This window comes from Pseudomonas sp. 9.1(2019) (assembly GCF_009910445.1).
Lineage (GTDB): Bacteria > Pseudomonadota > Gammaproteobacteria > Pseudomonadales > Pseudomonadaceae > Aquipseudomonas > Aquipseudomonas paraversuta.
In genome coordinates, this window is sequence record NZ_VBWF01000006.1 from 83,202 (window position 1) to 109,445 (window position 26,244).

22 protein-coding genes and 1 tRNA gene are annotated in these 26,244 nt (G+C 57.4%); 19 read left to right on the forward strand and 4 right to left on the reverse strand.

Annotated elements, in window-relative coordinates; genetic code table 11:
* Window positions 1-64: 64 nt before the first annotated feature.
* Genes FEZ21_RS10200 through FEZ21_RS10210 form a run of 3 tightly spaced genes read left to right on the forward strand, consistent with a single transcriptional unit; the run spans window position 65 to window position 3,311 of the window.
* Window positions 65-1,315, forward strand: a complete 1,251-nt coding sequence (locus tag FEZ21_RS10200) for a lipoprotein-releasing ABC transporter permease subunit (RefSeq protein ID WP_003446647.1) — start codon at window positions 65-67, stop codon at window positions 1,313-1,315.
* Window positions 1,316-1,322: 7 nt separating this feature from the next.
* Window positions 1,323-2,006, forward strand: a complete 684-nt coding sequence (lolD, locus tag FEZ21_RS10205) for a lipoprotein-releasing ABC transporter ATP-binding protein LolD (protein WP_165439647.1) — start codon at window positions 1,323-1,325, stop codon at window positions 2,004-2,006.
* Between the two features lie 60 nt (window positions 2,007-2,066).
* Entirely contained in the window at window positions 2,067-3,311 is a 1,245-nt protein-coding gene (locus FEZ21_RS10210) for a lipoprotein-releasing ABC transporter permease subunit (protein ID WP_003446651.1), read from the forward strand.
* A gap of 408 nt (window positions 3,312-3,719) precedes the next feature.
* On the opposite strand, the gene FEZ21_RS10215 is transcribed toward FEZ21_RS10210, so the two are convergent.
* Window positions 3,720-5,087 (reverse strand): heavy metal sensor histidine kinase, encoded by a 1,368-nt coding sequence (locus tag FEZ21_RS10215; RefSeq protein ID WP_029612745.1) that lies wholly within the window; start codon window positions 5,085-5,087, stop codon window positions 3,720-3,722.
* Window positions 5,087-5,767 (reverse strand): heavy metal response regulator transcription factor, encoded by a 681-nt coding sequence (locus FEZ21_RS10220; protein ID WP_003446663.1) that lies wholly within the window; start codon window positions 5,765-5,767, stop codon window positions 5,087-5,089. The genes FEZ21_RS10215 and FEZ21_RS10220 overlap by 1 nt, the downstream gene beginning before the upstream one ends.
* Before the next feature lie 149 nt (window positions 5,768-5,916).
* On the opposite strand from FEZ21_RS10220, the gene FEZ21_RS10225 reads away from it, so the two are divergent.
* Both FEZ21_RS10225 and queF read left to right on the forward strand, forming a co-directional pair.
* The gene (locus tag FEZ21_RS10225; RefSeq protein WP_160627018.1) at window positions 5,917-6,429 is read left to right on the forward strand and encodes a plastocyanin/azurin family copper-binding protein; all 513 of its coding nucleotides are present in this window, start codon (window positions 5,917-5,919) and stop codon (window positions 6,427-6,429) included.
* An 81-nt stretch (window positions 6,430-6,510) separates the two neighbouring features.
* Entirely contained in the window at window positions 6,511-7,341 is an 831-nt protein-coding gene (gene queF, locus FEZ21_RS10230; RefSeq protein WP_003446667.1) for an NADPH-dependent 7-cyano-7-deazaguanine reductase QueF, read from the forward strand.
* 77 nt (window positions 7,342-7,418) lie between these two features.
* On the opposite strand, the gene FEZ21_RS10235 is transcribed toward queF, so the two are convergent.
* The gene (locus FEZ21_RS10235) at window positions 7,419-7,892 is read right to left on the reverse strand and encodes a peroxiredoxin (RefSeq protein ID WP_003446668.1); all 474 of its coding nucleotides are present in this window, start codon (window positions 7,890-7,892) and stop codon (window positions 7,419-7,421) included.
* Window positions 7,893-7,905: 13 nt separating this feature from the next.
* Window positions 7,906-8,466, reverse strand: a complete 561-nt coding sequence (locus FEZ21_RS10240) for a glycine cleavage system protein R (RefSeq protein WP_003446670.1) — start codon at window positions 8,464-8,466, stop codon at window positions 7,906-7,908.
* Between the two features lie 326 nt (window positions 8,467-8,792).
* On the opposite strand from FEZ21_RS10240, the gene dapA reads away from it, so the two are divergent.
* The 14 genes from dapA to tssA all read left to right on the forward strand — a co-directional run bounded on the left by dapA (window position 8,793) and on the right by tssA (window position 26,240).
* A complete protein-coding gene (gene dapA, locus FEZ21_RS10245; RefSeq protein ID WP_160627020.1) occupies window positions 8,793-9,671 on the forward strand; it encodes a 4-hydroxy-tetrahydrodipicolinate synthase in 879 nt (292 codons plus the stop codon).
* Window positions 9,672-9,688: 17 nt separating this feature from the next.
* On the forward strand, window positions 9,689-10,804 hold the full coding sequence (gene bamC, locus FEZ21_RS10250; protein WP_003446674.1) for an outer membrane protein assembly factor BamC: 1,116 nt from the start codon (window positions 9,689-9,691) through the stop codon (window positions 10,802-10,804).
* A 4-nt stretch (window positions 10,805-10,808) separates the two neighbouring features.
* Window positions 10,809-11,567, forward strand: coding sequence for an MBL fold metallo-hydrolase (locus FEZ21_RS10255; RefSeq protein ID WP_003446676.1), 759 nt, complete (start codon window positions 10,809-10,811; stop codon window positions 11,565-11,567).
* Between the two features lie 28 nt (window positions 11,568-11,595).
* The gene (purC, locus tag FEZ21_RS10260) at window positions 11,596-12,309 is read left to right on the forward strand and encodes a phosphoribosylaminoimidazolesuccinocarboxamide synthase (protein ID WP_003446678.1); all 714 of its coding nucleotides are present in this window, start codon (window positions 11,596-11,598) and stop codon (window positions 12,307-12,309) included.
* A gap of 683 nt (window positions 12,310-12,992) precedes the next feature.
* Window positions 12,993-13,478, forward strand: a complete 486-nt coding sequence (locus FEZ21_RS10265; protein ID WP_003446680.1) for a CS1 type fimbrial major subunit — start codon at window positions 12,993-12,995, stop codon at window positions 13,476-13,478.
* A 154-nt stretch (window positions 13,479-13,632) separates the two neighbouring features.
* Window positions 13,633-16,143: a TcfC E-set like domain-containing protein gene (locus FEZ21_RS10270; protein WP_373683727.1), complete on the forward strand. Its 2,511-nt coding sequence runs from the start codon at window positions 13,633-13,635 to the stop codon at window positions 16,141-16,143.
* Between the two features lie 146 nt (window positions 16,144-16,289).
* Complete coding sequence (locus FEZ21_RS10275) at window positions 16,290-17,033, forward strand: molecular chaperone (RefSeq protein ID WP_177412938.1); 744 nt, start codon at window positions 16,290-16,292, stop codon at window positions 17,031-17,033.
* The gene (locus FEZ21_RS10280) at window positions 17,030-18,241 is read left to right on the forward strand and encodes a hypothetical protein (RefSeq protein WP_160627022.1); all 1,212 of its coding nucleotides are present in this window, start codon (window positions 17,030-17,032) and stop codon (window positions 18,239-18,241) included. Before FEZ21_RS10275 ends, FEZ21_RS10280 begins: the two co-directional genes overlap by 4 nt.
* Before the next feature lie 196 nt (window positions 18,242-18,437).
* Window positions 18,438-18,527, forward strand: a tRNA-Ser gene (locus tag FEZ21_RS10285).
* A 976-nt stretch (window positions 18,528-19,503) separates the two neighbouring features.
* Window positions 19,504-20,253, forward strand: a complete 750-nt coding sequence (locus FEZ21_RS10290; protein WP_010656804.1) for a hypothetical protein — start codon at window positions 19,504-19,506, stop codon at window positions 20,251-20,253.
* Window positions 20,254-20,304: 51 nt separating this feature from the next.
* Window positions 20,305-20,796, forward strand: a complete 492-nt coding sequence (locus tag FEZ21_RS10295; RefSeq protein ID WP_160627024.1) for a CS1 type fimbrial major subunit — start codon at window positions 20,305-20,307, stop codon at window positions 20,794-20,796.
* Window positions 20,797-20,972: 176 nt separating this feature from the next.
* A complete protein-coding gene (locus tag FEZ21_RS10300; protein WP_010656802.1) occupies window positions 20,973-23,384 on the forward strand; it encodes a TcfC E-set like domain-containing protein in 2,412 nt (803 codons plus the stop codon).
* Between the two features lie 11 nt (window positions 23,385-23,395).
* On the forward strand, window positions 23,396-24,631 hold the full coding sequence (locus FEZ21_RS10305; RefSeq protein ID WP_160627026.1) for a hypothetical protein: 1,236 nt from the start codon (window positions 23,396-23,398) through the stop codon (window positions 24,629-24,631).
* Between the two features lie 598 nt (window positions 24,632-25,229).
* Entirely contained in the window at window positions 25,230-26,240 is a 1,011-nt protein-coding gene (gene tssA / locus FEZ21_RS10310) for a type VI secretion system protein TssA (protein WP_238839916.1), read from the forward strand.
* Window positions 26,241-26,244 lie beyond the last annotated feature (4 nt).

The window sequence follows — 26,244 nt, forward strand, 5'->3', positions numbered from 1 at the left end:
GTGTAAAGCTGCTTATCAGGCCCCGCCACAAGGACGTCTTCTTTTCCCTCGAACAAGCCCCGACATGTTCAGACCTCTCTTCGTATTTATCGGCACGCGTTATACCCGTGCAAAGCGCCGCAATCATTTTGTGTCGTTCATTTCTCTGACTTCAATGATCGGACTCGCCCTCGGCGTGGTCGTAATGATTGTGGTGCTCTCGGTGATGAACGGCTTCGATCATGAGATGCGCACCCGCGTGCTGGGCATGGTGCCCCACGCGACCATCGTTGGTGATCAACCGATCAGCGACTGGCAAAGCCTGGCCGCCAAGGTCCGGCAGAACCCCAAGGTGGAGGCAGTAGCGCCGTTCACCCAGATGCAGGGGCTGCTGACCCATGACGGCAATGTGCAGAAAGTAATGCTCAATGCCATCGATCCGGTGCAGGAACGCAAGGTATCGATCATTGACAAGTTCATGCTCGAAGGACAGCTCGACTCGCTGACCCCGGGCAGCTTCGGCATTATCATTGGTGACAAGGCGGCCAGGAAGCTCGGGGTTGCCATCGGTGACAAGCTGACCTTTGTTGCGCCGGAAGTCACCGTGACCCCGGCCGGGATGTTTCCACGCATGAAGCGTTTCACCGTGCAGGGCATTTTCCATGTCGGCGCGGGTGAAATTGACGGCTACCTGGGCGTGACCAACCTGCAGGATCTGGCGCGTTTGCAACGCTGGAAGCCTGATCAGGTACAGGGGTTGCGTCTCAAGTTTGACGATCTGTTCCAGGCGCCGCGTACGGCATGGGAAATCGCCCAGCAGCTGGGCGAGAGCCAGTATTACGCCCGCGACTGGACCCGCACCCATGGCAATCTGTATCAGGCAATCCGCATGGAAAAAGCCATGATCGGTTTGCTGTTGCTGCTGATTGTCGCCGTGGCCGCCTTCAACATCATTTCCACCCTGGTGATGGTGGTCAATGACAAGAAAGGCGACATCGCTATTTTGCGCACCCTGGGCGCCACGCCCGGCACCATCATGGCCATCTTTATGGTCCAGGGCACCGTTATCGGTGTGGTCGGGACCGCCATCGGCGCCGTGCTCGGCATGTTGGCGGCACTCAATGTGAGTGCTGCGATCTCGGCCCTTGAAGGCTTGATCGGGCACAAGTTTCTCAACGCCGACGTGTACTTTATCGACTACCTGCCGTCGCAATTGCAGGCGCAGGATGTGTTGATGGTGTGTGGCGCGGCATTGGTTCTGAGTTTCCTCGCGACCTTGTACCCGGCCTGGCGTGCTGCGCGCACCCAGCCTGCGCAGGCGCTTCGTTATGAGTGAGTTGGGCATGAAAGAACAAGCAGTGTTGAGTTGCCGCGACCTGGGCAAGAGCTACGAGGAAGGCCCGGAGTCGGTGGTGGTGTTGTCCGGCCTGCAGCTGGAGCTGCACCCGGGCGAGCGCGTGGCGATTGTCGGGACCTCGGGTTCGGGCAAAAGTACCTTGCTCAATTTGCTCGGCGGCCTCGATACCCCGTCTTCGGGCAGCGTGTGGCTGGCAGGCGAAGAGCTGTCGGCACTGGGCGAAAAGGCCCGCGGCCTGTTGCGTAACCGCTCGCTGGGCTTCGTTTACCAGTTTCACCACCTGCTGGCCGAATTCACCGCGCTGGAAAACGTCTGCATGCCATTGCTGATCGGTAAAACCCCGATCCCCGAGGCGCGTGAGCGTGCAACTGCGTTGCTGACCCGGGTTGGCCTGGGCCATCGCCTGGAGCACAAGCCGGCAGAACTGTCGGGTGGCGAGCGCCAGCGCGTGGCGATTGCCCGTGCACTGGTGAACAACCCGGGGCTGGTGATGCTCGACGAGCCCACCGGCAACCTCGATTCGCACACCGCCCAGGGCATTCAGGACTTGATGCTGGAGCTCAGCACCTCGATGCGCACAGCGTTCCTGGTGGTGACCCATGACATGAACCTGGCCCGCCAGATGGATCGCGTATTGCACCTTCAGGAAGGTCGTCTGAGCGCGATGTAATCGCCAAGCCCGGCGCCGTATTCCGGCGCCGGGTCTTTTATTTTTATACGGTGCCCGCGAATGTTCAGACCGTTATCGATTTTTATCGGCACGCGCTATACCCGTGCCAAGCGCCGCAACCGATTTGTTTCGTTTATCTCCATGACTTCGATGATCGGTCTCGCCCTGGGCGTACTGGCGATGATTGTGGTGTTGTCGGTGATGAATGGTTTTCAGCGTGAAATGAGCAACCGCATTCTCGGTATGGTGCCCCACGCGACCATCGTCGGCGTAAAGCCCATTGATGACTGGCGCCCGGTGGCCGAAGCGGCGATGAAGAATCCCGAGGTCACGGCCGCTGTGCCGTTTACCGAGATGGATGGCATGTTGTCCTACAAGGGCTCGATGCAGCCGATTCAGGTCAGCGGGGTTGATCCGGCGCTGGAAGGCCAGGTTTCGATCGTTGCCCAGCACATCGTGCAGGGCCGGCTAGAAGACCTGAAGCCCGGCGAGTTTGGCGTGGTGCTGGGTGACATTACCGCGCGACGGTTTCGCCTGGGTATCGGTGACAGAATCACCTTGATCGTACCCGAGGCCAGCACCGCACCGGGGGGAATTACCCCGCGCCTGCAGCGCTTGAATGTGGTCGGTATCTTCAAGGTCGGGGCCGAGCTTGATGGCTCCATGGGCCTGATCCACGTTGCCGATGCCGCTGCCATGCAGCACTGGCAGCCGAATCAGGTGCAAAGCGTGCGCCTGGCGGTGAAGGATCTGTACGCGGCGCCCCAGGTGTCGAAGCAGGTGGCGGGCAGCCTGGGCGACGGTTACCGGGCGGATGACTGGACCCACACCCAGGGCAGCCTGTTCAGCGCCATGAAGATGGAAAAAACCATGATCGGCCTGTTGTTGCTGATGATCGTGGCCGTGGCTGCGTTCAACATCATCGCCACCTTGATCATGGTGGTGAACGACAAGGGGGCCGATATCGCCATCTTGCGCACCATCGGCGCCACCCCGCGTCAGATCATGGCCATTTTCATGGTCCAGGGCACGGTGATCGGTATTGTCGGTACCTTGATTGGCGGCGTATTGGGTGTGATTGCGGCGCTGAATGTCAGCGAGCTGGTGGGCTGGATGGAACGGGTTTCCGGGCAGCACATATTCAGCTCCGACGTGTACTTCGTCAGCAACCTGCCATCAGAGCTGCAAGGTGGCGATGTGGCGTTGATCTGCGGTGCAGGCTTTTTGCTGAGTTTTCTGGCGACGCTGTACCCTGCGTATCGCGCAGCGAAAATCCAGCCGGCCCACGCGCTGCGCTACTCCTGACCGCCCTTAGCCTGACCTGTAGGAGCGAGCTTGTCTCGCGAGCTCTTCCTGAGTGCTGAAAAGCTCGCGAGACAAGCTCGCTCCTACAGTACATACGGCCGCTCAATTTCCAGCCGTATCGCGCGGCGAAAATCCAGCCGGCCCATGGGCTGCGCTACTCCTGGCCGCCCTTAACCTGACCTGTAGGAGCGAGCTTGTCTCGCGAGCTCTTCCTGAGTGCTGAAAAGCTCGCGAGCAAGCTCGCTCCTACAGTACGTACGAGCGTTCAATTTCCAGCCGTATCGCGCGGCGAAAATCCAGCCGGCCCATGGGCTGCGCTACTCCTGACCGCCCTTACCCTGACCTGTAGGAGCGAGCTTGCTCGCGAGCTCTTCCTGCGTGTTGAAAAGCTCGCTCCTACAGGAGGCGTCAGGTGCTCACGGCCTTGATAGCGGGCAGTTCAAGCACGAACCGTGTCACGCCTTCCTGGGCTTCACACCTGATCTGCCCGCCATGGGCGCGAATGATTGACTGGGTGATGGCCAGTCCCAGCCCCGCATGCTCGCTGCTGCCTTCGCGCCGTGCCGGATCGGCCCGGTAGAAGCGATCAAACAGGCGTGGCAGCAACTCGGCAGCGATCCCGGCTCCGGTGTTTTCGATGCTGATGCGCACGTGGCTCGCCGTTTCTTCGATTAGCACCTTGATGGCTCCACCCCCCGGCGTGTAACGCAAGGCGTTATCCAGCAGGTTGGACAGCGCGCGGCGCAACATGCTGCGATCGCCTGCAATCTGTCCGTTACCTTCGCGGGTCAAGGCTATTTGCGAGTCCTCGGCCAGCAGTGCGTAAAACTCCAGTAAAGCGTCCACCTCGCGGCCCAGATCCAGCGGCTCGCGGCGCGGAGTGAGCAGGCCATGGTCAGCCTTGGCCAGATACAGCATGTCGTTGACCAGTTGTGCCATCCACTGCAGTTCTTCGAGGTTGCTGTGCAGGGCCTCGCGGTACTCATCGATGCCCCGGGGCCGGGTCAGGGTGACCTGGGTATGGGTCAGCAGGTTCGACAGCGGGGTCCGCAGTTCATGGGCAATATCGGCAGAGAACGCAGACAGTCGCTGAAATGAATCATCCAGCCGTTCCAGCATGGCGTTGAAGGCGCTGGCCAGTTCTGCCAGCTCGGCGGGCATCTGCTGCTGGGGCAGCCGTGCGTTGAGGGAGTCGGCCGAGACGCTGGCTGCAATCGCGCTCATGCGCCGCAACGGGCGCAGGCCGCTACGGGCAGCCCAGGCCCCCAGAATGGCGGTAGCCAGCGCCGAGAGGCCGACCGTCATCCAGATCAGGTGCTGCATGCGCTGCAGGAAGTGTTGATGGTGGGTGATGTCCAGCAGCAGTGTCAGGCGCGGTGCGTTTTGTGTGTCAGGAATCGGGTTCAGAACCCGGTAATCAATGCCGTTGATTTGCAGGCTGCCAAGCCCGGGGCGCACAGCAAGCTGTTCCGGCAAACTTGGCGCGCTGTCAAACCACAGGTGCCCGTCCGGGCCGCGTACCCGCACCGTCAGGTCTGGTTGCTGGTTGAGGTGCAGGAGCAGGGCGGGCAGGCGCCGGGTGAAACTTTCCAGGGTGTCGGCGCCTTGCAGGGTGTCGCGCAGCACGGTGAGGCGACTTTCCATCAGCTGTTGGTCGAGTTCGACGAAATGTACCTCGCTGGCGCGCCCGAACAGCACCCCGGCAAAAAGTGAAACCACCGCCGTGCAGCCGGCAAACAGCAGGGCCAGGCGGCTGCTCAGGGACAGGCGACGGATCACGGAGCACGCTCTTCCAGCACGTAACCCATGCCGCGCACGGTGTGGATCAGTTTGTGTTCATGGCTGTCATCGATTTTCAGGCGCAGGCGGCGTATCGCGACTTCGATAACGTTGGTGTCGCTGTCGAAATTCATGTCCCACACTTGTGAGGCGATCAGGGACTTGGGCAGTACTTCTCCCTGGCGTCGCATCAGCAATTCCAGCAGGGCGAACTCTTTGGCGGTGAGGTCGATGCGCTGGCCATTGCGCTCAACCCGGCGCCGGATCAGGTCCAGGCGCAGGTCGGCCAGTTGCAGGTGGGTCTCTTGCGTGGTGCTGCTGCCGCGGCGCAGCAAACTGCGCACCCGGGCCAGCAACTCGGAAAAGGCGAAGGGCTTGACCAGATAATCGTCTGCCCCCAGTTCCAGACCGTGCACGCGGTCTTCGACGGCGTCGCGGGCGGTCAGGAACAGCACCGGCATGTCCAGCCCCGCACTGCGCACCGCTTGCAGTATTTGCCAGCCGTCACGGCCCGGGAGCATTACATCGAGAATCAGCAATGAGTAATCGCCGGTCAGGGCCAGGTGCTGGCCGGTGATGCCGTCAGCGGCCAGTTCGGTGGTAAACCCGGCTTCGCTCAAGCCCTGGCGCAGGTACTGGCCGGTTTTGGCCTGGTCTTCGACTATCAGCAATTTCATCGGTGGCTCATCACAAAAATATCCTCAGCCTTATACATTGGCCTTGGGCGGGCAGGGGCAAGCTGACAAAGTTGTAATCTTACGGTCAGTTGAATGCCAGCGGCGCAGTTCTAAAGTCGTTGAAAATTTGTACATTCCCGGGAGTCAGTATGACTGCGCGTAACCGTTTGGCCCTCGCGGGTTGTTTATTGATGTTGAGCGTGCCGGTGCTGGCAGCGCCTGCCGGCCATTTTGATTTTGGTCAGCCGGCCCCGGCCGCCAGTGCCACGCGCACCGTGCAAGTGGATATGACCGATATTGCCTTCACTCCCACATCACTGGACGTGAAAGCAGGGGAGACCGTGCGTTTTGTACTGGTCAATAAAGGGCAGTTGTTGCACGAATTCAACCTGGGCAATGCAGCCATGCACGGGGCGCACCAGAAAGAAATGCTCACAATGCAGCAAAGCGGCATGCTCACGCCGACCGGGATGAGTCACGCCGGCATGGACCACGGCGCCATGGGCATGCAGCACGACGACCCCAACAGTGTGTTGGTCGGGCCGGGTAAAACTGCCGAGCTTACCTGGACCTTCAGTCGCGCCGACAACCTGGAGTTTGCCTGCAATGTGCCCGGTCACTACCAGGCCGGAATGGTCGGCAAGGTCAAAGTTGAGCCTTAATTAGCCCTGATCGTCTGCTGGCGCTGAAAGCCTGGCGTAAACCCGATAGAATTGCCGGGTTTTTCTAGCCAGGTTTTTGTCATGCATCCCGCAGCCGAACATTCGCCGCTGGGCAAGTCCAGTGAATACATCAGTACCTACACCCCGTCCTTGCTGTTCCCTATCCCGCGTGCGGCGAAATGGGCCGAGCTGGGGCTCAGCGCCGAGACCCTGCCGTATGTCGGGGTGGACTTCTGGAATTGCTTCGAGCTCTCATGGTTGTTGCCGTCAGGCAAGCCGGTGGTGGCCATTGGCGAGTTCTGCTTTGCCGCCGATTCGCCGAACATCGTCGAGTCCAAGTCTTTCAAGCTGTACCTGAACTCGCTCAATCAGAGCGTTTTCGCCGATACACCAAGTCTGGTGCAGACGTTGCAGGCAGATTTGTCAGCCGCATCCGGCAAGCCCGTCGGCGTGCGCGTGCGTAGCCTGGATGAGGTTCAGGCAGATGGCACCGGGGTTTTGCCCGGTCTGTGTATCGATGATCTGGACATCAGTGTCAGCGATTACCAGCAGCCGCGACCTGAATTGCTCAAGTGCGATGAGACGCGGGTGATCGAAGAAAGCGTCTACAGCCACCTGCTCAAATCCAACTGCCCGGTCACCAGTCAGCCTGACTGGGGCACAGTGGTGGTGGAGTACCGTGGAGCGGCACTGGATCACGCCAGTTTGCTGGCGTATCTGGTGAGCTTCCGTCAGCACTCGGATTTCCATGAGCAATGCGTGGAGCGGATTTTTCTCGACCTGCAGCGTTTGCTCAAGCCGGAAAAATTGACCGTCTATGCGCGCTATGTGCGTCGTGGCGGGCTGGACATCAACCCGTACCGCAGTACCGAAGCGGTCGAATTCCAGAACCTGCGGCTGGTACGTCAGTAAGGTCCTGTGACCCTGCAGGGGCGAGCTTTTGATCTTTTAAAAGATCGCGAGGCAAGCTCGCTCCTGCTGCGGGAGTATCAGGCCTGGTTCAGCGCCCTGGCCTGTTCCAGCACCGCTTCAACATGGCCCGGCACTTTCACGCCGCGCCATTCGTGACGCAACACGCCGTTCTTGTCGATCAGGAATGTGCTGCGGTCCACGCCCAGGTATTCCTTGCCGTACAGCTTCTTCAGCTTGATCACGTCAAACAGCTGGCACAGGGCTTCGTCCTTGTCGCTCAGCAATTCGAACGGAAAACCCTGCTTGGCCTTGAAGTTCTCATGGGACTTGAGGCTGTCGCGCGACACGCCAAACACTTCGGTGTTGGCCGCCTGGAATTCGGCGTAGTGGTCACGAAAGCCCTGGCCTTCAGTGGTGCAGCCCGGCGTGCTGTCCTTGGGGTAAAAGTAAATCACCACCTGCTTGCCCTTGAGTGCCGCCAGACTGACGGTTTGCTCACTGGTAGCCGGGATCTGGAAGTCGCCTACGGGTTGGTCAATTGCAACGGCCATGGGGGGAGCTTCCTTACATTGGGTTTTGTGGGCGCCAGGGTTCGATCAGCGCATCGAGGTTCAGCGCGTCGGCGAAGTCCAGGAACTGATCGCGCAACCAGCTGATCTGGATACCGGCCGGCAAGGTCACGGTGAAAGTGGCGTTGAGCATGGTGCCGCCGGTTTGTGGCGCCTGATAGGTGTCGCAGGTCAGGTTTTCAAGTTCGACGTTGTGGTCCATGAAGAACTGGCACAGCTCGTTGATGATGTCCGAGCGGTAGGCCGAGCTGACATAGGCCACGTACGGTAGCGCCTGCGGGCGGGTCTCAAGGGCGGCACTGCGCACCACATTGACGCTGAACGCGTGTTTTTTGGCCAGTGCGGGCAAGCCGGCTTCAAGGCGGGCCAGGGCATCCCAGCTGCCAGTGATTTCCAGAACCAGTGCGCTGCATTCGCCGTGGCGAGTGAGGCGGGAGGTCACGACGGCGCAGCGATTTTCATGGCTGGCGCGGCACAGGACGTTAGTCAGCTCCATTGGGTTGGCGCCAAGGGCACTGATGACAAGGAATTGTTCGCGGACTGTGGGGGTGGACATGCAACCTTCCTAAAGCGATGAGCGGTCAGTACGGTGGATGAATGCGTCGCGACTAGCAGGCTCTCAACAAATGCCTGAACCCTGCCAATACGCCGTCGTAGACAGTCTGCAGGCTCTGCAAACCGCTCCTGGCGGTGTTTGGGGCGGGCTTTTGGCGCTGGATAAAGACCTGTGAAACAGCCTTGCGCACTCATCAGTACCAATCAAAGGCTGAAGGGTAGCGAAAAGCAGCGCCAAGGGGAATGCTCATCGGGCGCGCTGTTGCTTGTGCAAGGGTCATGGCGCCAGTACCATTACGGCTCTCTTTTTCCGGCAGGAGCGGTTGCATGATTGCGGGCAGTATGGTGGCACTGGTCACACCTATGGATGCACAAGGCCGTCTGGACTGGGACGCACTGCGCAAACTGGTGGACTTTCACCTGCAAGAGGGCACCAACGCCATTGTTGCCGTTGGCACTACAGGTGAATCGGCAACGCTCGATGTGAACGAACACATTGAAGTGATTCGTTACGTGGTCAAACAGGTGGCAGGACGTATCCCGGTCATTGCCGGCACGGGCGCCAACTCGACGCGTGAAGCGATCGAGCTGACCACCAATGCCAAGGCTGCCGGCGCCGATGCGTGCCTGCTGGTCACACCGTATTACAACAAGCCGACCCAGGAAGGGCTGTACCAGCACTTCAAGGCCATCGCCGAAGCGGTCGACATCCCGCAGATCCTCTACAACGTGCCGGGCCGTACCGCCTGCGACATGCTGCCGGCCACGGTTGTGCGCCTGTCGAGCGTGCCGAACATCATCGGCATCAAGGAAGCCACCGGCGACCTGTCGCGCGTCACTGCCATCCTGGCCGGTGTCAGCGATGACTTCCTGGTGTACTCCGGTGATGACGCCACCGCAGTCGAGCTGATCCTGCTCGGCGGCAAGGGCAATATCTCGGTGACCGCCAACGTCGCCCCGCGTGCCATGAGCGAACTGTGCGCCGCTGCGATGCGTGGTGACGCCGTCACCGCCCGCGCGATTCACGAAAAGCTGATGCCGCTCAATAAAACCCTGTTTATCGAATCCAACCCTATCCCCGTGAAATGGGCGCTGCATGAAATGGGCTTGATGCCGGACGGTATCCGTCTGCCGCTCACCTGGCTCAGCGCACCCTGCCACGAACCGCTGCGTCAGGCCCTGCGCCAGTCCGGTGTTTTGGTTTAATTGAGGAAGCATTACGCATGAAGCGATTGGCCGGACTTTCCGCACTAGCCGTGATTATTTCGAGCACCAGCGGCTGCGGTTGGCTGTGGGGTCCAGACGGGTACTTCCGGGACCGTGGCAGCGACTATCTGGAGGCGCAACAAACCGCTCCAATGAAACTGCCGCCAGGTGTAGTGACTGACAAGCGCCTTGTGCCGCTGTTGCCGATCCCGAGCAACGTGCCCGATGACACCGTCAAGGGCGAGTTCGAGGTTCCGCGGCCATTGCCGCTGGCGACAGTTGCCGGTGCCAGCGACTACACCCTGCAAAGAAGCGGCGACAGCCGTTGGGTGATGGCGCAGCACGTACCGTCAGAAGTCTGGCCGGTAGCGATGCAGTTCTTCCAGGACAACGGCTTCCGTATCGATGAGCAGCGCCCGCAAACCGGCGAGTTCACCACCACCTGGCAGCGCGCTGACGAACTGTCCGCGCCAATGGCTCGCCACCTCGGCACCAGTGGCCTGGCAGCTGACAGCGAAACCCGCGTGCGGGTCCGTATCGAGCCGGGCGTACAGCGCAACACCAGCGAAATTTATGTGGTGAGCGCCAATCGTCCAGCCGGCAGCACCGCCAACGTCGATTTCGGCCAGCGTTCGGTCAATACCGGCCTGGACGCGGCACTGGTGGACGAAATGCTCATCAGCATGAGCCGCAGCGCCGAGAAGGGCGGTTCGGTTTCGTTGCTCGCAGCACGTGATTTTGACACCCCGACCCGCGTCAGCCTGAGCGAAGACGGCAGTGGCAACCCGGTATTGAGCCTGACCGAAGACCTCGATCGTGCCTGGTCCGGCGTAGGTCGCGCACTTGAACAGGGCGAGTGGCGGGTTGAAGATATCAACCGCACCTTGGGCCTGTACTACATCAACCTGGCCGAAAAAGCCGAGAAGAAGGACGAGAAACCCGGTTTCTTCTCCAGCCTTTTCGGCAGCAAACCTGCCAAGGAAGAAGTGGAAGCCCGCGCCCAGCGCTATCAGGTTCGCCTGAGCAAGGTCGGGGACAGCGTGCAGGTGACTGTCGAAGAAAACATCAACAAGGTTGCACCGCCAGAAGTGGCGCGCAAAGTGTTGGGCGTTATTCAAGACAACCTGGGCTGATCCTGTGCGTTTTGCCGTTCTCGGTAGTGGTAGCCAAGGGAATGGCACGCTGGTAGCCAGCGACAGCACCTGTGTACTGGTGGATTGCGGTTTCTCGTTGCGGGAAACCGAACGCCGCCTGGTGCGTCTGGGTATCAGCCCGCACCAGCTGAGCGCGATTCTGGTCACCCACGAACATGCTGATCATGTGCATGGCGTGGGGATGCTGTCCCGGCGCTACAATGTGCCGGTGTACATGAGTCGTGGTACCCAGCGCGGGATGCGCAAGCCGCTTGAACCTGCCGGCTTCGTGGCAGGTGGCGAAACGTTGCAGATCGGTGCCTTGACCATCAGCGTGACCCTGGTTGCCCATGATGCCCAGGAACCCACCCAATACGTATTCAGTGACGGCAAGCGGCGTTTCGGCCTGCTTACCGACCTGGGTTCGTACTGCGATGGCGTACTGGACAGCTATCGCGGCCTGGACGCGTTGATGATCGAGGCCAACCATTGCCGCGACCTGCTCGCCCGTGGTCACTACCCCTGGTTTCTCAAACAACGGGTAGGTGGTCAGGAAGGACATTTGAACAACCACCAGGCCGCAAGCCTGGTGGCCGAGTTGGGCTGGAAACACCTGCAACACCTGGTACTGGCCCACCTCAGCAGCAAGAACAACCTGCCGCAGCTGGCCCGGCAATGTTTTGTCGACACCCTCGGGTGCGACCCGGACTGGCTGCAACTGGCCGATCAAGATTCAGGGCTCGACTGGCGCACAATCGCCTAGCCCACCTACTTAGCATGCGGAGCCCATCATGGAAAAACGTGAAGAACTCTATCGCGGTAAAGCGAAATCGGTTTACACAACTGACGACGCCAACCGCTTGATCCTGTTGTTTCGCAACGACACCTCAGCGTTCGACGGCAAGCGCATCGAACAGCTGGACCGCAAAGGCATGGTGAACAACAAGTTCAACGCCTTCATCATGCAGAAACTCGAAGAAGCCGGCGTGCCGACCCAATTCGACAAACTGCTGGGCGATAACGAATGCCTGGTGAAAAAACTCGACATGATTCCGGTCGAGTGCGTTGTGCGTAACTACGCGGCCGGCAGTCTGGTCAAGCGTCTGGGTGTGGAAGAGGGCATGAAGCTCAACCCTTACACCTTTGAGCTGTTCCTCAAGGACGACGCCAAGGGCGACCCGTTCATCAACGAATCCCACGTCGTGGCGTTCGGTTGGGGCACTGCCGAGCAACTGGTGCGCATGAAAGAACTGTCGCTCAAGGTCAATGAAGTGCTGAACAAGCTGTTCGATGACGCCGGCCTGCTGCTGGTGGACTTCAAGCTCGAGTTCGGCGTATTCCACGACGGCAGCATCGTGCTGGGTGACGAATTCAGTCCGGACGGCTGCCGTCTGTGGGACAAGGCCACCGGCAAGAAGATGGACAAGGACCGCTTCCGTCAGGGTCTGGGCGACGTGATCGAAGCCTACGAAGAAGTTGCACAGCGCCTCGGCGTCCCGCTTTAAGCGGTCATGAAGCGCCTGGAGGCGGGTTCGCGCAACCGCCTCTGCCAGAGCCTCACGCCGACAGTGCAAGCTGTCGGTTAGAGGCGCGGCGTACGCCAGGTACGCCGTCGCCTGGCAATGCAATCCAACCGCTGTTCCGGACACAAATCGCAACCGCAATCACAAGCCAAAAGGCAGTGCAGGCTACAGGCGAATCATCCGCGCCAGGCACAGGCTGGTTTGCCTCCGTACTTCCTGTCGTGGAGCGCAAACCTTCAATGCGCATCAATCTGACGACCCGATATCTCTCTTCAGTGACTCGCCGAGCTCTGCTCTCAGGCGTCGAAGTCCTCCCCTTGCTGTGTCTTCCTGCGTTCGCATAAAGGCTGTCTGTCGATACGCCGAGACGTGCTGCCCCATCAGCGATCTGCTGCGCGCAGGTATATCCTGCAATAACTTCTAGCTTCCCGCGATTTATCAAAACGCAGGTTTATTTTTACACCAGAAGAAGTATCAATACTTTTAGGTGGGCTAAAGGCATCAGGAATATCAGGGGTATTAGGAGTATTCCGATATAACGATTAGAAATGTTTCGTTAAGGTTACTGCTCGTTGCGCGACATGCTTGGTTGGGCCGGTCGGGGCACGAATATTAAGTATTTTTAAGTAATCTAAGGCGTAAAACGTCTCGGCTCGGAAGTCTCTATGTCCCTTTTCAAAAAAACTATTCTGACGCCCTTTGTACTTGCTGTCGGGGTATTGAGTGTTCAGGCCCATGCTGCACCGATCAATCATACGGTTCAGTTGTCTTCCTTCGTTCCGACAGCAGATTTTTATGTATTGCCAAGTGACAGCAGCTGGATCGGCGAGACTCAGGCGCTCTCTTACAATATAAACACTCAAGAAATGGCTTCATTGGTTAAAACATTTGACGCTGTTCATTCTGCAGGCTCAATCAGTGCACAACTGTTGGCCCCGGCTTACTTGGCTGCGGGTGCCAATAGTGTTGTTCTGGATGTCAAGTTCAACGGCAAGTCGTTGACCACTACCGCCCAGACGGTACTCACCGCAGCCGAAGCAGCTACTGTAAAAGTAGTGAATCTGGAAATTATACCGACCAGGCCGGCAACCGGCTATGAGTCGGGTAGCTATCTGGGCAATGTCCAATTGTCTTTTGATGCCGTCATCTAAGTTCAAGTTGTTGAGCATCGGTTGTATGGCTTGTTGCGCGATCACGTAATCGGTCAGTACCGGTGCGGGCAGTAAGCGACTGATTGACTCTCTCCGACATCGTGTGCAGCGCATGTCGGAGTTTTTTTTTCCGCTATAAGCAAGGTGTTACGGAGTGAGTCGGTATACTGATTTGTCATTGGCTATTGCCTTTGCAAGTGCTGCAAGTTTTTGCCAGGCTTCCATCGCAGCAACACCTAGTTATACCACTTTGCTGGTTCAGGCAGACGGGTTGCCTAAAGAGTTTCACGAGCATTTCTTTGACGTGCCATTGGCCGTACGGGTAATGCTTGATAATCAAGTTCTGGGTGAGGCCATGGTGGTTCTAAGCCGGGACGAGCGCATGACGCTTATCGAGTTTACGGATACCCGTGACAGCGACATTAGTCCGGCCGAACGTGAAGTCTGGCAACTGCTGTTACAGCAAGGTGTCGTACTGGGTCCCTGTGCAAGTCAGTGTGCAGAAGATCTGTTGGCTGTGCATTACAGCCTCAACAACTCAGAAGTCTCGATACTTACCGGCAGAACCGAGCGCAAAACCATCGAATCCGAACACTACGCCCAACCCCAGGGCGGTAGCAGGGGGTTTATGCTGAGTAATCAGTTGAACCTGTCTGGCGGGCAGGGCCAGGATCTCGCTGCGCACCTGGGGCTAGGGGCCGTCTCAAGCCTGGGCAACTGGACCCAGACTGTCAGAGGCCAGCTTAGCAAGATGGGGGGGGACGAAAACCAGCTGATGCACTCAGTGTACGAACTGCATAGCCAAAGGGAGTGGCGCGACAACTTTCTGCGCCTGGGGTACTTCACCCCGGAGTCGGTGGGTCTCAGCCGTCAGCCGCGTACATTTGGTAACAGCCCCGACACAACCCTGGGCGTCATGCTGGGCAGTTCCGACAGTCTGGCCAAAGGTGGACTGCAACCTTCTGTCTACCCGGTTTTTGTGACTGCCAATCGTGAAGCAACCGTAGAAATTTACCGTAATGGCGTTCTGATCAACAGTCAGCAAGTTGCGCCAGGTCTGCAGGCCCTTGATACGCGCCCTCTGCCAGGTGGCATCTACGATATTGAAGTCAGACTTATCGAAGACGGCATAGTCACCTCCACGAGCGATGAGTTGGTGTACAAGCCCAGCAATTGGAGCAATACCAGCCAGCGCTGGCGCTATAACGTGTTTTTTGGTCGAGAGACCAGCCTGCTGAGCAACTGGGACAAGCAGGAAGATGGCGACACCACCGTCGGTACTGCGGTCAACTACCTGTTACACCCTCGGGCAGTGGTCGGTGTTTCGGCACGCCAGACCAAAGGGCAGAATCAACTCGGCACTTCCCTGGATCTCGGCCTGGCAAGCCGCACGAGTCTGTACACCAGTGTGTATCGCAGCCAGGACCACGGCACGGGAATGGAGGTGCAAGCGCTGCACAGTTACAGTTCAGGCAGTGTCGTTGCCAGCCACAATCGTAGCTGGCTGGACACGCGCAACACGTGGGAAACCCTCCTTGACGGCAGCCGGGTGCGTCAACGCTCCCCCTATAACGGCAACGTCAGCAATTCGGCGCTGAGTATCAGCCACCGCCTGCAAGGGCATAACAGTGTTAACGCCCGAATATCCCATAGCGAAGGCCAGATAAGCGGCATTAGCCTGGACCTGGGATGGATGCGTACGACTCAATTGTTCGCCAATGACATTAACTGGCGGTTCTCTGTATTTGACCGGGCTGCTGCTGTCAGTAGCGGCAATCAGCGTAATCGCGGTTTCGATCTGAGCTTCAACATGGCGCTTGGAGAAGCCAGCAAGCGTATGACCGCCAGTGTCGGCTCCCGCGCTTCGCGTAGCGGTGATACAGATCGCAATGCCTCCCTCGGCTATCAGCAAAACTTTGAAACGGGCACGGTGCGCAGTGTCCGCGGCTCCGTGCAGACCGACACTTATGGTGTCGGGCTGGCCGGCAGTGCGCAGTTTGAAGGTCGCTATGCCTCTGGCGATGTGCAAGTGCAGCGCTCGTCTTACAGCCGGGGAGTGTCGGGCAGCCTGAACCTGACGAGCAGCCTGGTAGTGGGGGGCGGCAACATTGCCTTGAGCGGCCAGCAGGCGGGCAATCAGGCCAGCATGATTATCGATGTGGAGTCGGATATTGACGACCTGGAGCTGCGGGCTGACGACCTGAGTGGCAGCGGTACGATTCTGCGCCCGGGCCGCAACGTGATTCCTGTCAGTGCTTATCGCGACGGCGTAGTCCAGCTCGACTTCCTTGGCGTCGACGCGCCAGCGGCAACCATTCGGCCTGCCCGCGCCCGCTATCACTTGAACAAAGGCGGCGTGGCTTACCAGCGCGTCAGCGTCATCAATACCCTGACCCTGTTAGGCCGTGTGGTGGATGCTGATGGCCTGCCACTGAAAGGACATCACGTAATCAACCACGCCAGCCGTGGCGTAACCGAGGTAGACGGGTTCTTCTCCATGGAGCTCAGTGCTGACACCCCGACCCTTGAAATCGTTCGTGGCGAGCGTGTGCTGTGCCGGTTTGATCTTGACCCCAAGGTTCTGAAGCTCGAAGGCGATGTTCTGATGGCTGGCGACCTGCGCTGTGTCGAGGGCTCGATGGCCGGACAATTGGCGCACAACTGACGCCAAAACCACTGGACCAGACCTCATAAATCCAAGGCCGCTGCCACAGTTTGAAGCGGCTTCACATTCAAATGTTGAACGCCGGCGGTGACATTTTGTTTATCAAAGCGCTGATGGTCGCCGGCTTTTTACCGAGGATCTCCTTCGTGCATAAATTTTTATACCTGCTGGGCCTGGGCCTGTTTGCGTCGACGGTCCAGGCAGGGCCCAGTATCAACATCGGCACCATCTATGACTATATGGCCTCCGACAAGAGCTCGTATCTCAAGCGCATCAATAACGTCGGTGACAGCACGGCCTTTGTGCGAGTCAATATTTACGAAATGACCTTTGATGCCGACGGCAAGGCGACTGAAACCGCGCTGGACAACCAGGGCCCCTTGAGCGCAGAGCGCAAAGGTTTGGTGGCGAGCCCGGCGCGACTGATTATCCCTGGCAAGGGGATGCAAGGTACCCGGCTGCTCTATCTGGGGAATCGGGATGTCGAGCGTTACTATCGTGTGCGATTTGTTCCGGTCGTTCCTGAAAAGGAAGACCAGTTTGCGGTGCCCGAGGAGGAGCGCAAAGCCTATAAAGACTCGATGTCGGCCGGCGTTAATATACTGACCGGTTACGGCTCTGTGTTTTTCGTAAGACCGGAAAATACCCGGTTCACTACCCGGGTCCACAACAGCGCTATTGAATACCGCGTTGAGAATGCGGGAAACAGCACCATAGAACTGGATGGGTTCAAAGACTGCTCGATGAGCCAGGCCACTGACTGCAAGGCCACCCGCAAGATTCATCTGCGGCCCGGGAAATACTTTGCGTTCAACAAAGAGCCCGGGCGAACATATTCGTATAACTTGATAGAGGGTGGTGCCTCGAAAAAAGTGGATGTGAAGCCATGAACATGCTCGCGATAGCCAGGTTTTCCTGCGCGCTGGCGCTCGTGCTGAATTCCACTTTCAGTTGGGCAGAATCGATCGATATTACGGCAGTCTTCACCCCGGACCCAAGGAATCCGGGTAACACTAAATTCATTAATACAACACCGGACACGGGGCATTGTTTAAATATTGCATGTGCTGCCGGGCGTCATAGTCTTGCCCCGAAAATTAAAACCCTGCCCGCTGACATAAAGGCCAATGCCGCGGATTTGCGCCAATCAGCCTTGTTTAAAATGCCAACAGAGATCAAGAATGTAACCATTGTATCTACGGATGGCCAAACCCAGCAGCTGGGATTCCAGATAGTCGGGGCTGGAGCGCGCCTCCAGTTCAATAAAAGTGTTGGTGCCATAAGCGGGGGCGGGCACGCTGACATTTGGGTGGGCGGCTCGTGGTTGTATGCGGGTGCTGGAGGATGCTCGGGTACTGGCTATTCCAGGCTGTCGACTACCTTCTATAGCTTTTTCTGGGGCGTTGGCCCGCCAGCCAACTGCGGGAGAATATCCAGGTTTGATCTGGAGGATTTCCGCTACGAAAATTTCACTTTCATATATCAGCTCATCACCCCAAACCCTCTTTCAATGAAGTCAGGGGTATATCGGGGGCAACTTGATCTTTCGGTAGGTCCCGGAGGTGATTTGGACTTCGGTGACGTCATGTTGCCTGATGATGACCGCCTGACCTTGAATTTTATACTTGAAGTTTCTCATGTACTGCAGGTGGCATTTCCTGCGGGCTCGCAACATTTAGCATTGGTACCTCAAGGTGGTTGGCAGCAATGGTTGGAGCGTGGTCGGCGCCCGGAGAAATTGTCGGCAGTGCAAAATTTTTCACTCTGGTCATCCATGCCATTCAAAATGCTGCTCCAGTGTCAATATTCCGTTGGTAATCAGTGCGCACTGGAAAATGAAGTGGGTCATCAAGTGGCGGTAGACACTCGGGTTACGTTGCCCCCGGGTTTTTCCACCTATATGGCCGGGGGGCCTGTTAAAGACCTTCCACTGAGCAGCAGCACACCGACTGTCATTGATGTCACCCAGTACATGGATAACGCCAGGGGCAGTCTTGATTTTGCAATTGATCGCGACGGGGTGGAGAAGATGATCGTACATGCCGGGAGCCGGTACAAAGGCGATGTAACAGTGATCTGGGATGGTGACATCCCTTAGGTTCTGGCAAGGCGGCTGCCAGTAAAATCAACAAAGAACGCTTCCATCAGGGGTTGGGCGACTTTATCCAGGCCCGTGAAGAAATTGCGTGGCGCAGGGTTTTGAGCTCCAAAGGCGTGCAAGTAATTGATAGCAGGCATTTTTTTGAAATAAGGCTTTGCCAGAAAGATAAACCGCTGTTATGATGCGCGCCGTTGGAGAGATGCCAGAGTGGCCGAATGGGACGGATTCGAAATCCGTTGTACTGGCGACAGTACCTAGGGTTCGAATCCCTATCTCTCCGCCATTATTGAACAAGACGAAGCTCCTGAAATGGTCAAGCATTTCAGGGGCTTTTTCGTTGTGCCCGGGAATCGCCGGCAAGCCGGCTCCCACAGTAGGGGCAAGCGTGCTGGCGGTGCCTGAACCCTGCCCCTGGCCCCCTACTGTAGGAGCCAGCTTGCTGGCGATGGCAACACTACGATCCGCCAAGCACCCCCGTGGCCCCTGCGGTCAGCAGGCAAAGCCCGACCTGAACCCGCCCCATACCTGTAGGAGCCAGCTTGCTGGCGATGGCAACACTGCGATCCGCCAAGCAACCCCATGGCCCCTGCGGTCAGCAGGCAAAGCCCGACCTGAACCCGCCCCCCCATACCTGTAGGAGCCAGCTTGCTGGCGATGGCAACACTGCGATCCGCCAAGCACCCCCGTGGCCCCTGCGGTCAATCAGACAAAGCCCGACCTGAACCCGCTCCGCTTACCTGTAGGAGCCAGCTTGCTGGCGATGGCAACACTGCGATCCGCCAAGCACCCCCGTGGCCCCTGCGGTCAAGCAGGCAAAGTCCTAAATGAACCCTGCTCTCTGTAGGAGCCAGCTTGCTGGCGATGTGTGTCTTGTCATGCGTAGCCCGGGCAATGAGGCGTCTACTACGGCGCTGCAGGTTGGTCTAGAGGTGTTGGCAGGATGAATTGTTTCAGCAGTCTATTTTATTGGGTTTTTTTCAGATTTTAGGAGCTTTCCGATTTTTCGGTGTGGTGGACGTCTATAAGATTTGCCCTCGTCAACAGCGCAGTTACAACAGGTAACACTCACGGGCTGCTGATTGAATGTTTAACGCGACTTGTCAGTTTTAGTGATTCTCAAACTAATAATAAAAAAACGACAACCTGGGGCGGCCTGAGTTTTTTTTCGGCCAAGAGTTGCTGTCGTATAACGATGTTGATTATTTGAGTCGGGCATAAACCCGGGTTGTTTAGTTGGTGAGTTAATTAGTGAGAAATCGATGAAAAAGGTAATGCTGGCTTTAGTATGTTGTGCGGGGTTTTCGTTGTCGTCGGTACAGGCGGCGGCCCCAAATATTAATGTAGGTTCATTGTTTGATTTTATTAATTCCGATAAAGGTACCTTTCTCAAACGTGTTCGTAACAGTGGTGATGCCACGGCATTTGTCAGAGTGGAGATCAGTGAGATTGTCTACGATGCTGATAGAAAGCCGGTTGAGCGGCCGGTTGAGAATGCGCGTCTGGGTGAAGATAAAGATGGCCTGGTAGCCAGTCCGGCGCGGTTGATTATTCCGGCGAACAGTCAACAGTCGGCGCGCCTGCTTTATTCCGGTGATCGCACCCATGAGAAGTATTACCGGGTGCGCTTTGTTCCGGCCATGCCGGATAAGTCCGATGACTTTTCGCTGTCCACAGAAGAGCGTGATCAGTATAAGAAAGAAATGTCTGCCGGCGTCAGTATCATGACCGGCTACGGCACTATAGTTGTGGTGCATCCCTCCAAGGCACATTTTGCAACGGATATTAAGGAAGGGGCGGACAGCTATACCGTGAGTAATAACGGTAATAGCACCATTGTGCTGGATGGCTTCAAGGCGTGCGGCGCCAAAGGCAAAGACTGTCAGCCGGGTCGGCAAATTCATTTATTGCCACAGAGCAGTCAAACCTTTAGCAAGTCCGAGCAGCACACTTACGAATTCAAACTTATCGAAGGGAACCAGGAAAAACCGGTTCGCTTGGGTTTCAAGTAAATGCAATAACCTTTTGTTCCGTGCAGGGACTTTACTACCGAGAGAGATGTAATGATGAAGATCCGTTCGTTGTTTGCTGCCACCTTGTTGGCTTCTTCCAGTGCTGCCTTTGCTGCAGCTGTTCCCTTTGATCTGAACGTCAAGGCTATTGTGCCTTCGGCAACGGGCCTTGCTGTCTGGGATAATACCGGGTGGTCCACGTCTGATTTGAATATGGCCTACGACCATAACGTAAAAGACTTCAAAACTGTGGGCGGTCCGCTGAACATTAAAGGTGGTAGTACTGCGGTTAAGTCCTATCTGGTTTTTGAACCAAAATTGTTGGACGCAAGCGAAGTTATTGATATGGAAGTCAAGGTGGGTGGTGTGGCTTTGAAGGTGGGTCCAGCCGCTGCTGTTGACGTGGCTACCGCTGCAGAAGCTACCGGGGGTGCAATCAAGGAAGTTCAAATCAGCGCCATCGAACCGACTACTGGTTATAAAGAGGGTAGCTACGCAGGTGCTGTGCACATGATGTTTGAGTCTGCTCCTGCTGCTCCGTAATAGATAAAGGCTGTAAAGGTTATTGAATAAAGCTCCTGAAGCGGGGCTTTATTCCCCTTGCCCTGTTTTTAGGAGCTGTTGTGTTGTTTAAATTGCATGCCCTCAGTGTTGCAGTTGCGTTGTGTTGCGCCTCTGTTCAGGCGTCGGCAACAGCCCCTGAAACCGCAGCAGTAAAAATGAAGTCCTCCCTGAGTTTGCTTGAGCAGACTCAGGGTCTTCCAAAAGATTTCCTTGAACATTTTTTCGATCTGCCCCTGGCGGTGCGGATTGAGCAGGATGGCAAGTTCCTTGGCGATGGTCGCGTGGTCTTGTCCCGTAATAACACCCTTCAACTGCTGGAGATGAGCGAGTTTCACGACAGCAAGCTCAGCGCCGCGGATCGCCAGCGCTGGACGGATTACCTCAGCCAGCCGCGCCCGCTCGGCGAGTGCACTGCCAGCTGCGACAATGGCCTGGTGGCCATGCATTACAGTCTGGAAAGCTCGCAGCTGTCGCTGGTAACCCGCGGGGCCGAGGTCAACCCTGAAGAAGTGCGCTATCACCAGCTGCCCGAGGGCGGCAGTCACGGCCTGGTGCTGCGTAACCAGCTCAATGTGTTTGGTGGCAGCGGCACGGATACCAATGGCCGTTACTCGGTGGATGCCCAGGGCAGTATCGGTAACTGGACCACGGTCGGTAATTACCAGGTGGACCGCAGTACTTATGAAGGCGCCGAAACCCGGCAGTCGATCCAGAGCCTGTACGGCCAGCGCGAGCACGAGAATCAATTTGTGCGCGCCGGCTTTTTCCAGCCCAACTTCCAGGGCGTGGCGCGTCAGCCCAGCGCCCCGGGGGCGGTGCCCAGTACCATTGTCGGGCTTATGCTCGGTACCTCCGACATCCTGGCCATCGATAGCGCCAGCCCGAGCATTTATCCGGTCTATGTCACGGCCAATCGCCAGGGCACGGTTGAAATCTATCGTAATGGCAGCCTTATCTACACCCAGCCGGTAGAGCCCGGTTTGCAGCTGATCGATACCCGGCGCCTGCCCGGCGGTATTTACGAGGTTGAGGTGCGTCTGGTGGAAGACGGCAATGTCACGTCCAGCGAGACCGAGCTGATCAATAAACCTGCGCACTGGAGCAATGCCCAGGAGCGCTGGCGCTACAGTTCGTTTATCGGCCAGCAGCGTAACCTGCTGAACAGCTACAGCACCGACGATGCCAATGAGCTGGCGGTGGGCGGGGTGGTCAACTATCTGGCTCACCCGCGCGCAGTATTGGGCGCCATGGTGCAGCAGGTGGGTAAAGAGCGGTCCGTGGGTGGCTCGCTGAACTGGCACGCCAGCGATAGCGCCAATCTCTACGCCAACGTTTTTCACTCCAGTGAGTACGGGATGGGGCTGGATGTGCAGGCGATCCGCAACTATGCCACCGGTAGCATAATGTTCAACCACAGCCTGAACTGGCAGAACGCCGACAAGTACCTCAAGACCCAGGCCGGCCCCCAGCAGAACTCGGCCATCGCCCTCAATCACCGGCTGGACGACATCAACAGCCTGACGGCCCGTGCGTCATACAGCAATGGTGTGACCAATGGTGTGGGGCTGGACCTGTCGTTCAATCGGCGCTCCAGGTTGCTGGGCAGCGATGCCACCTGGCGCACCTCGGTGTTTGACCGACCGGCCACCGCCAGCAGTGGCAACCAGCGCAATCGCGGGGTCGACGTAACCCTGACCATGGCCCTGGGCAGTGACGGCCGGCGCTACAACGTCGGTGCCGGTACCCGCACCGGGAGTACGGGCGGGCGTGACCAGTATGTCAATGCCGGAGTGTCCCAGGACCTGCAAGGCGGCTTGTTCAGCAATGTCAACGGCAATGTGTCGAGCGACCGCTATGGCGTGGGCCTGAACGGTGCAGCTTCCTTTGACACCGACCTGGTGCGCGGCGATGTGTTTGCCCAGCGTTCCTCCCTAGAAGGCGGGCTGAGCGGCGGGGTCAACCTGCAAAGCACCGTGGCCATGGGTGGCGGCAAGCTGGTCACCGCCGGCAATGGCGTCAGCAGTGGCGCCCATACCGGGATGATTATTGATGTCGAGTCCGACCTGCCGGACCTGGGGTTGATGGCGCAAGACACCAATGGTGCCACCACTGAGCTCAAGCCCGGGCGCAACTTTGTGCCGGTGACCGCCTATAAGCCCGGTAACCTGCAGCTGGACTTTTCCGGCCGCGAAGCACCGGCAGCCTCGATTCACCCGTCAATGACCAGTTACCACCTGAACAAGGGGGGCGTGGCCTATCGCCAGGTCAAGGTCATGCAGACCCTGACCGTAATGGGTCAGGTACAGGATGCCGCCGGCAAGCCGCTGCGTGGAGCCCAGGTGCGCAACCACGCCGGGCGCAGCGTTGCCGAGGCGGATGGCTTTTTCACCCTGGAAATGAGTGCCCGCCAGCCGATGCTGGAAGTGTCCCACCCCAGTATCAAGGGCTGCACTTTCCATCTGGACGACAAGCGCTACCCGCGCGAAGGCGATGTGGTGATGGTGGGTAAACTCAAGTGCGACGATCTGAACACCAGCAAACCGTTGCTTAGTGCTAACGCCGAGTAGCAAGGATAAACATGAATATTATAGTTTTGATCAAACAGAGTCGTAGCGCCTTTCTGTTATTGGTGTTGCTGGTATTTGGGCAGTTACTGTGGCTGGCGCCGGCACAGGCTCATCTTGCCCGTGTAACTGCAGAGTTTACCCCTAATCAGAACAATCCTAATAACCGGACCTTTACCAATACATCGCCTATTACCGGGGTTTGCGGTAATGCCCATAGACAATGGTGCATTGATAATAAGATTGCCAGTATTGCGACAGGATTTTCCACTGCGGACGCGAAAAAACAAGGTAGCGGAGTTGTTGATCATGGTCGTGGGTCACTATATTTTAGCCTTCCTGAACAGCGGTCCATTACTGTAGTTTCCGACACCGGAGAAACTGCCGAATTGTTTTTGCGTATTACGGGCTTTGCCTTCAGGTACGGCCAGCCGGACCCTAACCTGTTAAGCGGTACGCGGGATCTAAGGGGGTGTCGAGAGCTGTACGGTAATTTGAATTATAGTGACAATATTTTCCGAATTCTTGGGCGTAATGATAATGGTGCTGGTGGGCGCAGTAGTTGTGCTTATGAGATGCTGGCCGCTACAGAGTTCTCGTTTGCAGGTACAGATATTCTCTATGAGCTTGAAACCCCTGAGCCCTTGAATATGAAAAACGGTATTTATCGCGCAACCACCAATTACACCATGGGGGGCTTGGGTAGCGATATTGATTTTGGCGATGGTGTGTCGGGTGGGGATCCGAATCTGCGTCTGGAATTTACCCTTACCGTAAACCACCTGTTCGCGATCGACTTCGCACCCGGTTACGAAACGGTCAATCTGCAACCCCTGGGTGGCTGGAACCAGTGGCAGGAGTTTGGCAAGGTGCCTGCGACATTGCGCAGGGATGTACCGTTCCGGGTCAGTGGCTCCACCGACTTTGCGGTGGATATCAATTGTGAGTACACGATGCCCGATGGCCGCTGTGGTATCTCCAATGGCCCCTCAACCGTCCCCCTGGACATTGCCATCACTATGCCGGGGTTGATGGGGCATAAAGGCGGCATGATTGCCGAGGCGCTGAATTATACGTTGCAGAAAGACGTGTTTGTACCGAGATTTAGCCCTATGAGGGAAGGCGCCGTGTTCCAGCGATCATCCTATCTGCGCTTTGAGGTCAATGGCGATCCGATCAAGGAAATGGTCACTCATCCGTCTACCGAGTACAAAGGCCGGGTAACCGTGATATTCGACGCCAATATGTAGCCTTGCCTATTGTCATCTGACTGGCCGGCCAGCGTCACAGGGTTCATCCTCTGAACCCTGTGACGCTGGCCGGTCAGTCGCATACCCGCTCTGCGGGTATAGCTCCAGTATCTGCCGCCATGCAGCCCTCTCGAATACCTCCCATCCTCGCGCCAGTGTCTGGCTTTCGTGCCGCGCTTATCCTCCTGATGCCGCCTTTCAATACACAGCCTTGATACTTTCCCTGCCTGTATAAGCCGGCTCGCAAGTGCATGGGCCAAGCTTGACCCCGTGTCTATCCCTCAATACCAGGCCCCGGATTCTTGTCCTGGCAGGCTTGCGTCTGTTACTACCCACGCATCATTTACCCGTCATTCATTAATTCTCTATGCCGCGCTCAAACCTGTGCCGGATAAATAACTTAGGATGAGTCCTAAGTTGATTGGTTGTTGGCGGTTTTTACTTCTGTTTTGGCCCATGACTCTTAGGAATAGCCATTTCTTTAAGAGTATTCTTAATGTGTGCAGGTGTGTTTTTGTCATACTGCCCCACACAATTAAAGCGCTCGGCCTGAGTGGAATAATTTTGGAGTAGAACTTTTATGTGGCGCAGCGGGGCGATGAATATCGATGACTTTATCGTCGTTCTTTCCAGTCAGGAGGTGGGTGAAAACCTGGAATATGATTCCGAGTTTCTGGCACTTATGGATGAAGTGTCCAGCAAGGAAGAGTCGCAGTACGGCGATTATCTACATATTCCGGAGCCCATAGACTGGGCCTCTGTTGAAACACGCTGCATGGATTTGTTCGGTCGTACGCTTGATCTGCGGGTCGCCGTTTATCTGACCCTGGCCTGGCTTGAGCGAGAAGGGCTGGCGGGTTTGGCCAAGGGATTGACGGTGCTCGATTATCTGGTGCGAGAGCGTTGGGAGCAGACCTACCCGCGCTTGAGTGATGAAGATCAATTCGACCCTCTGGTGCGGATCAATATTCTCGCGGAACTGGCGGTGCCCTCGGTGGTGGTGGCGACACTTCGCAAAGAGGTGCTGGCCAGGCTGCCCGGTGGCGAGTCCCTGTGTTGTGCCGATCTGGCGTTGATCGCCAGCGGTCAAGAGTCGCCCGAGCGCGACGCCTGTCTGCTGCGGCTGGAGAGCCAGATCGAGCCGCAATGCTCCACTGAGCTGATGCGCGGGCTGGGCGCGCTGAACCGGGTCAAGGGCTTGCTGGACAGCATCGGTCAGGGGCTGGATGAAAAAACCGGGCTCTGTGAAAGCTCGCCGCTGCAGCCGGTTTCGCGGTTGCTGGGGCAATGGATCCAGGTGGTGGACAGCCGTTTGCGCCGTACCTTGCACAGCGTTGCCCCGGAACCTGAAGTGGCCGTGTCTGCGTCTACGCCCGCCGCTGTTGTCTCTGCCGGGGGCGTGCAGGAGTGCCGCTCGCGGGAAGAGGTGCTGCTGGCTCTGGATGCCATTGCCGGCTATTACCAGCGCCATGAACCGAGCAGTCCCATCCCCATGCTGGTGCAAAGAGTGCGTCGCCTCGCCGGTATGGATTTTCTCGAAATCATGGCTGAACTGGCACCGTCCAGCGTCAGTGACATGCGGGCGCTGGCCGGTATTCAAGAAGAATAAATGT

Bases quoted from the DNA above. Each gene is read 5' to 3' on its own strand.
- bamC (WP_003446674.1), top strand. From the start codon at position 9,689: ATGAAGCGATTGGCCGGACTTTCCGCACTAGCCGTGATTATTTCGAGC.
- FEZ21_RS10225 (WP_160627018.1), top strand. From the start codon at position 5,917: ATGACTGCGCGTAACCGTTTGGCCCTCGCGGGTTGTTTATTGATGTTG.
- tssA (WP_238839916.1), top strand. From the start codon at position 25,230: ATGAATATCGATGACTTTATCGTCGTTCTTTCCAGTCAGGAGGTGGGT.
- FEZ21_RS10295 (WP_160627024.1), top strand. From the start codon at position 20,305: ATGATGAAGATCCGTTCGTTGTTTGCTGCCACCTTGTTGGCTTCTTCC.
- FEZ21_RS10220 (WP_003446663.1), bottom strand. From the start codon at position 5,767: ATGAAATTGCTGATAGTCGAAGACCAGGCCAAAACCGGCCAGTACCTG.
- FEZ21_RS10210 (WP_003446651.1), top strand. From the start codon at position 2,067: ATGTTCAGACCGTTATCGATTTTTATCGGCACGCGCTATACCCGTGCC.
- queF (WP_003446667.1), top strand. From the start codon at position 6,511: ATGCATCCCGCAGCCGAACATTCGCCGCTGGGCAAGTCCAGTGAATAC.
- purC (WP_003446678.1), top strand. From the start codon at position 11,596: ATGGAAAAACGTGAAGAACTCTATCGCGGTAAAGCGAAATCGGTTTAC.
- FEZ21_RS10240 (WP_003446670.1), bottom strand. From the start codon at position 8,466: ATGTCCACCCCCACAGTCCGCGAACAATTCCTTGTCATCAGTGCCCTT.
- lolD (WP_165439647.1), top strand. From the start codon at position 1,323: ATGAAAGAACAAGCAGTGTTGAGTTGCCGCGACCTGGGCAAGAGCTAC.
- FEZ21_RS10265 (WP_003446680.1), top strand. From the start codon at position 12,993: ATGTCCCTTTTCAAAAAAACTATTCTGACGCCCTTTGTACTTGCTGTC.
- FEZ21_RS10300 (WP_010656802.1), top strand. From the start codon at position 20,973: ATGAAGTCCTCCCTGAGTTTGCTTGAGCAGACTCAGGGTCTTCCAAAA.
- FEZ21_RS10280 (WP_160627022.1), top strand. From the start codon at position 17,030: ATGAACATGCTCGCGATAGCCAGGTTTTCCTGCGCGCTGGCGCTCGTG.
- dapA (WP_160627020.1), top strand. From the start codon at position 8,793: ATGATTGCGGGCAGTATGGTGGCACTGGTCACACCTATGGATGCACAA.
- FEZ21_RS10235 (WP_003446668.1), bottom strand. From the start codon at position 7,892: ATGGCCGTTGCAATTGACCAACCCGTAGGCGACTTCCAGATCCCGGCT.
- FEZ21_RS10290 (WP_010656804.1), top strand. From the start codon at position 19,504: ATGAAAAAGGTAATGCTGGCTTTAGTATGTTGTGCGGGGTTTTCGTTG.
- FEZ21_RS10305 (WP_160627026.1), top strand. From the start codon at position 23,396: ATGAATATTATAGTTTTGATCAAACAGAGTCGTAGCGCCTTTCTGTTA.
- FEZ21_RS10200 (WP_003446647.1), top strand. From the start codon at position 65: ATGTTCAGACCTCTCTTCGTATTTATCGGCACGCGTTATACCCGTGCA.